The organism is Candidatus Electronema sp. TJ, assembly GCF_048287355.1.
Classification (GTDB): Bacteria; Desulfobacterota; Desulfobulbia; order Desulfobulbales; family Desulfobulbaceae; genus Electronema.
In genome coordinates, this window is record NZ_JBLWEP010000042.1 from 12,519 (window position 1) to 16,516 (window position 3,998).

A 3,998-nucleotide genomic window follows, 5' to 3' on the forward strand; every position below is an offset into this window, starting at 1 on the left:
GAAGTAAGCGGCACCAATATCGTGGTGGCTGAGGGTGTTTCCGGTGTCCTCACTCTTGCCTTGAACCAAGTGCCATGGGATTTCGCGTTGGATATCATCCTTAACCTTAAAGATCTGGCCAAGGAACAGCGACATAACACTATTGTCATTTATCCAAAGAATAAAGAGTTCGTCTGGCCGCAGCGTGCAACGGCTGAATCCGCGCTTACTATCGAACCTGAAGGCGGCAAAAAAGGAAGTTCTACTCCGATTACAGTAACCGGTGAAGGGCAAGCCGGGCAACCATCTGAAGTTGTTGAAGCAAAAAATTTTGTGACATTAGGAATCCAAGAAGAAAAGACGGGCAACATCGAGACAGCCGTGCAATTTTACGAAAAAGCTTTAAGCCTTTGGCCGGAGAAGGTGGAGAGGCAGGAGAGAAGCAAGCTGGCTAACAAAATTGCGTCAGCATATCTCACCCAGCTCAACCAGAATGCAAAAGCAGTCTACTATGCAAAGAAAGCTCTTGCGGCTGACAAAAAAAACAATGCCGCAGCATTGAATGCGGCTATTGGTCATGCCAACATGGCGGAAAACAGTCAAGCGCAGCAGTATTTCGACCAAAGTATCAGCGTCGGAATTCCAAGCCGTGAAGCCCTGTTCAATTACGCTGTGTTCAGCGAACGGCAGCAACAGTATGATGCGGCTTTGCGCCTTTTGAAGAAATACAGCGAGCTGCATGGCGATGATTTAGATTCCATGGTGTCTCGCGCCCGTATTTTAGATCAGCAAGGCCAGAAGGATGAGGCAGATAAAGCGTACACAGCTATTCTCCATGCCGGTTTCAGCGTGCCCCAAGATCTCCGGGCGTACATTAAAAACAGAATTCGATTTAATTAAATAATTCAAGGATTGCACAATGAAATTCCAGAGATATCTCTTGTCTGGCTGCCTTGCCGCTGCGCTTCTGCTCTCCTCCTGCTTGGAGAAAGATAAAAAAACTGAGTCGTTAAAATCTGCGGCCGCTCCCGCAGAAATATCTCCTCAGCATAGCACCGTGGTGGAGCCGAGTTTGCTTCCCGACCGTTTTCGGCAGACCGGCTACATGATTCGTGAGGAAAAAAAGTCGGATTCTAGTCAGACGGCCAAAGGGGCAGCAGGGCTGGATGGACTTCAGCTCAAGGTGGGATCCAACATCACCACCAGCCAGCCTATTCCGCTGCGCGAGGCTATGAAAGCCATCGTCAGAACAAAAAATATGAGTTTGAGCTGGGCCTCGGATGTGGATCAAAATTTGCTGGTTGATATAGATATCAGAGCTAATGACAATTTTTATGAAGCTGTTGATAATATTCTCCGACAGTTAGATTACTTTCACGAAATTGAAGGGAATACTATCGTCATTAAATATCGAGAGACCAAAAAATATACAGTTTCGTTGCCCTACGTAAGACATTATTACCATTCAAACACCGGCTCTACTTCCGGGAGCATGAATACAAAACAGTACGATAATCTGTTTGACCAATGGGAGACGATAAAAAACAATCTTGACAGCCTGATGGCTACGTGGAGCACTGAAGTCGCTTCAGACGATAAAAAAGACGATAAAAAAGACGATAAAAAAGACGATAAAAAAGACAAAACAGCCAAAGAGGAAACCGAGCCTGCGGAAGAGGGCGTGGAATCTGCAAGGCGTGTTGCCAAATCAACAGAGTCAAGCTACACTATTGATAAGACAATAGGTCTTATTATAGTTAATGCGCCAAAGTCACTACAGAAAAAAGTTGCAGAGTATCTATCCAGCTTGGAGAAAGAATTCCACAAGCAAGTTGTTATTGATGCAAAGATAATTGAAGTGCAATTAGAAGACAGCTCTTCATTGGGAGTTAATTGGCACCAGCTGCTTGATAATTTGAAATTTGATTCTAATCTTTCATCGGCCAGGGAAAAGAAGTATGATCGAGACATAAGTGACGGTGACAGTTCTGAGTTTAGGGATGCATATAGTTCGGAAGCAGAAAGAGATAGAAAAAGACAGAGGGAGCAAGCGAGCGGTAAAGAATCCAGTTCTTCTTATGGTGAGGAAGAGATAGATACGGAAGTAATTGGACAGTCTGGCAGTTTTTACAGCAACACTACGGATGAGCAGTTTAAAAATGCCAGCAGCAGCAGTGATAAAGAAAGCAGCAGCAGCACAGACCGCAATGACAGCAACAGACTGACAACACTGGACACTGTCAAAACAGCCGCAACTATCATCACCAGCTCTACAGGAATTTCAGAGGTTTTTGGTGTTGGAGGATCCTTGATCACAAACTTTAGTTTTCCTGAGTTTATCAAGGCGTTGCAGTCTCAAGGCCAAACATCCGTTCTTTCCAATCCTAAAATAAGCCTGTTGAGCGGCCAGCATGCTTTGATATCAGTGGGCAGAGATGTAACTTATATCAAAAGTGTAGAATCACAAGTGACAGAGGGAGGAGGGGTGTCGTCAACTGTTAAAACTGATCAAATATTATCAGGAGTTGGCATGGCAATTTCTGCGGTGATAAAAGAAGACAACGAAGTTGTCATGAATTTGATCCCGATGACATCAGAGCTTACTGAACCAATTGAATATGCTACAATTGGATTCGGTAATAAAATTGGTCTTCCGATTGTCAATAAACGGGAGATGAACACTTGGGTCAAGGTTAAAGATGGTTCAGTGCTCGTTGTCGGCGGTCTTATCAATGACACAGAAAAGACAGAAGGAGAGAACTTTGTTCCAGGAACAAAGAATATTCCTTATCTGAAATATCTGTTCGGCTACGAGACAAAAAAGAAGATCAAGCGTGAGCTGATCATTCTTCTGCGGCCGCGCATCATCAACTGATCGGAGTCTCATCACTTTATTTGGGAGCAACCATGAGCCTGCTGAAATTTGTATCCGCAGGGATACTGCTGACAGGGCTGCTGGCCGGCTGCGGTCAGACCACTGTCGAGACTGTGATGACCCCGGATGCAGCATATTCGGACAACAGCGGCAAAGGAAGGAGAGCTGTCGTTCTTCCTTTTGCTGACTACAGCGAGGGGGACAGAATTTCCTCGTCCTTCCGCCGTCACCTGCTGGTGACGGAATCATTGACCAACAGCTTGTCCAGCCGAGGTTTCAACGCGCCGGTTTCGGAGGATGTATTCAACTATTTGGTAGAGCAGAAGATTATCAGCATCGCTCTTTACGGCTCAGATGAGAATAAATCCGACTCGTTGTCCAGTGAGCTGGATGATCCTGACTGGTCAGATGCGATGAAGGAGAAGCTCAACGGCTATATGGCGTTACAGGAAGCCTACCAAGCAAACAGCAAAAATCTTGCTGCGGACAGCCCCGGCACGCATGGCCTGACTGATCAGGATGTAGTCAAAATTGGGCGCAAATTTGGCGCAGATTACATCATCCGAGGCCGGATACTGGAATTCCGCACCCGCCAAGAGCACACATGGTCTCCGCACAAGCGCGGTCTGCTTCCTTTTGTTGTTGGATCAACCAGCCGGATGGTTTTCGGCTTTGCTGATTCTGCCAAGTATGACAATATAGGCAACATGGCCGCAGGCGGCGCATGGGGTGCAGCTGTTGGCAACAAAGCCAACTGGCCTTGGGATGGAGATGATTCTGAAGGTTTCTTCGGCATCAGCAGCGGCCAAGGCGCGAACACCATCGTGTGGTCCGTGCTGGGCAGCGCAGCCGGTGAGATGGCCAGCCACGGAGGCCGGATGGATCAGGCCGTGGTGCGGCTGCGCATCTGGGTTCAGGATGCCTATGATGCGCAGGTGGTCTGGACCAATCAGATTGAGGTGCGGGTTGCGCCTGAATCCGTGCTGGCGGACAATCAGTATGACGACCTTTTTGATCAGGCGATCAGGAAGGCGACCAGCTCGCTGATAAATAATTTTGTGGAGACTGGTCTGGACAAACATTAGACCTCTTTGCAGCGGAGAGTAAAGGAAGGTTCCTGCTCGGCTGCAAAGCAGTTTGGTTT

2 protein-coding genes and 1 pseudogene are annotated in these 3,998 nt (G+C 47.2%); all 3 read left to right on the plus strand.

What is annotated here, in order from left to right; genetic code table 11:
- Positions 1-879 (plus strand): annotated as a pseudogene (locus ACNKID_RS05030) (energy transducer TonB); the annotation flags it as partial.
- Between the two features lie 19 nt (positions 880-898).
- The gene (locus ACNKID_RS05035; protein WP_417912339.1) at positions 899-2,854 is read left to right on the plus strand and encodes a hypothetical protein; all 1,956 of its coding nucleotides are present in this window, start codon (positions 899-901) and stop codon (positions 2,852-2,854) included.
- 32 nt (positions 2,855-2,886) lie between these two features.
- A complete protein-coding gene (locus tag ACNKID_RS05040; RefSeq protein ID WP_417912340.1) occupies positions 2,887-3,939 on the plus strand; it encodes a hypothetical protein in 1,053 nt (350 codons plus the stop codon).
- Positions 3,940-3,998: the final 59 nt, after the last annotated feature.

Excerpts from the sequence above, each read along its gene's own strand:
- ACNKID_RS05040 (WP_417912340.1), top strand. The coding sequence starts at position 2,887 with ATGAGCCTGCTGAAATTTGTATCCGCAGGGATACTGCTGACAGGGCTG.
- ACNKID_RS05035 (WP_417912339.1), top strand. The coding sequence starts at position 899 with ATGAAATTCCAGAGATATCTCTTGTCTGGCTGCCTTGCCGCTGCGCTT.